The sequence below is a fragment of the Campylobacter concisus genome (assembly GCF_902460595.1).
Taxonomy (GTDB): Bacteria; Campylobacterota; Campylobacteria; order Campylobacterales; family Campylobacteraceae; genus Campylobacter_A; species Campylobacter_A concisus_BL.
Genome location: NZ_CABPVA010000020.1, coordinates 1 through 2,719, shown reverse-complemented (window position 1 = coordinate 2,719; position 2,719 = coordinate 1). Strand labels below are relative to the sequence as shown.

The following is a 2,719-nucleotide window of genomic DNA, read 5'->3' as shown; positions in this document are numbered from 1 at the left end:
GTGAAATACTTATGAAGTATTAGTTCATAAGATCTTTTTTGTTGTTCGTAGGTGTTGATAAAAAAACTATCTACAAAAAAACCAAATCCAGCCTTTGCCAAATCTTTTACAAATGTTATCGAGCTATTTTTTACAAATTCTTTACCTGCCTTTATAGCTATCTGTCTTTTTATTTCTTCACCTACTTCAAATTCATCTATCCATTTTTTTGCATTTTTTAAGCTCCGTTTAGTTTTATTAGTGCGTTCCATATTTATAAGTAGAATCTTGTTGCTTTTTTCCTTAGTTATTTCAATAAATCCTTTTTTCTTTTTTTCTTTTATTATTTTGCCATGATCCTTATTGACTATTTTTGCAACTGGCAACTCATTTAATGTACTAAATGTTTTAAGCTCTCCTACTAATTCGATAAAAATATTTTTTAAAAGGTTATCTTTGCTGCTCGAAAAGAAAGCCTTTGTTATGCTTTTTAGTATAGTTTCATATGATTTACCTATAAAAAATCCATAGAATGGAAATATGTCATATAAAATATCATCTAGTGTGGATATCATTGCAAAATCTATCGTATATTTATACTCGTCATCATCTAACTGCTTGATATTTTTCGTAAATTTTTCATCCTCGACACTCTCACCATCTAAACCTGTATAATTTTTAAGAAGTTCCTTTAGTTCCTCATATGAATGATCATCTAATACATGATCAATATCTCTTACATGGCTTTTTTCTATTGTTTCCACTATCTCTTCTATACAAATTATATTATTTTGTATCTCTTTATTTTCTTCCTTGTTTGTTTTTAGTTTTGCTATTTTATCCTCTTTTGTTTTTTTAAAAAAGCAAATCGGCACTTTGACTCCGTCTTCTTTCAAGTAATAAGAGTGCTCAGAACAAACCATAAATGACTTGTCAGATATTTTTATAGATTCATAAGCAGGTACAGTAAAATTTTGACTAATCATAGAATTATCAAATGTTTGTCTTATGACATAGTAGCCCATAACTAAGAGAAATACTCTAGTAGCTGGATAATAATAATCAGATAATACTATTATATCTGGTACTTTAATTACAGCATCATTTTTTTTCATCATAGAATTTAAATTTTGCAAAGAAGGTATTTCAACAACGTGTGATTCACTGTGTTCTAAAGAAGAATTTATACTTGAAAAGAAAGTTTCAAATTCTTTTATACTTGCATCTAAAAAATCCTTTTCATTCTTAACTATCTCTTCCATGTCTTTAGCATTTTTGAAATACTTATTTATGTGTCCAAGATAAGAATTAGCTTTTAAAAATCTATATGCCACCTGCTTTTCGTTCTCACTTAATGTATCAAAGTACATAATCGTATTTATTTGATTTTGCTTATCTTGCATAAAATCATTAAAAGTATCTATATCTTTTTGAAATTTTTTAATTCTATCTTTGCCAACCCTTGTAAATGGGCTTAGGCTTAATAAGTATAGATCTTCCTCTTTTTGGGCATCTATTTGTATAGAGTACTGACTGTAGTCTTTTGTGCCATTTAGCTGCTTAGGATCGGTCACCTTCTTGTCATCAGCTCTATTTAGACTATCTACTATCTTATAGTTTAATACGTTTTGTAAAAGATGTTCATTTAGCTTTGCATTTAGTATTGAAGGAGCATTCGAAACAACAAGATAGTTTTTAGAGATACCGCTACTATTATTTGTATTATGAGTATTGTCTTTTGTGGTTAAGGATTTATCTCTTAAAAGATTTGCAAATTTTAAAGAGTTAAAAAATGGATATTGCATATAGACAAAATTTGCTCTATTTGCGATCACGCACTCTTCTATCCTTTTAAGTAAGCTCTCTTCGGTATTATCCTTATCGTTTTTGCATATTGATATATTATTCTTTTTGTCTATATTTTCATATTTACTTATCTTTGCATCAAATAGACTTTTTTCATCACCTTCTAATGAAAAATTGGAGCAAATTCCAATATACTCATCATAATTACTTTTTGTGTTGGTGGCTGCTATATCAAATCCTGAAAAGTCTATAAATGCTCCACTCTTTTGATCGTCATTTGTAAAAACTAAGATATTATTAAACGACACTGTATTTAATAGTCCTAGTATAAAACCAAACTTAGTAGCTAGCAAACTCATAACCGGACTAGAAAAAGCATAAGAACCTCTTTTGTTTATAGAGCTAAAGATATTTTCGGTAGTTTTCAACGCGTCTGGCGTAGATGACACAATATTTAATAAGCCGAACGATTTTTTAAAATCAGTGATATCAAAAAAACTCATAAAAAATTTAAATATCTCTTTTTTGATATAAGTGTCGCCATCCTCTGAAGCTTTCTTAAGATTTTTTTTGATCTCATCAAAACTCTCTTCTATCGTTTTTATTACTTCATCTCTTTTGCTAAAATTTTCACGAATTAATATAATATTTGCCCTATCTATTAACGCAACTTTTAGTTTGTCCATCAAAGTCCAAAGTCTTTTTTCTATTGTATTATATTCGCTAACTAGTATACTAGATGCCTCCTCGAAATTTTTAACCTCACTGTCATCGCTTTTAACTCTATTAGCAAGATAAATTAATCCATCAACAAATTCTTCTACTGGATCTTGCTCTTCACTAAGGATTTCTGCATATATACTAGAATTAAGAAGTGTTATCTTGTTATTTTTTTTCGTAATATTTTTATTGAACAAACTAGGCTTATCCAAGT

General features: G+C 28.5%; 1 protein-coding gene. It reads right to left on the bottom strand.

Annotation, left to right across the window (positions count from 1 at the left end; genetic code table 11):
* Window positions 1-2,719, bottom strand: a 2,719-nt coding sequence (locus tag F3G86_RS10560; RefSeq protein ID WP_188116459.1) for a hypothetical protein, incomplete at both ends; no start/stop codon positions are given.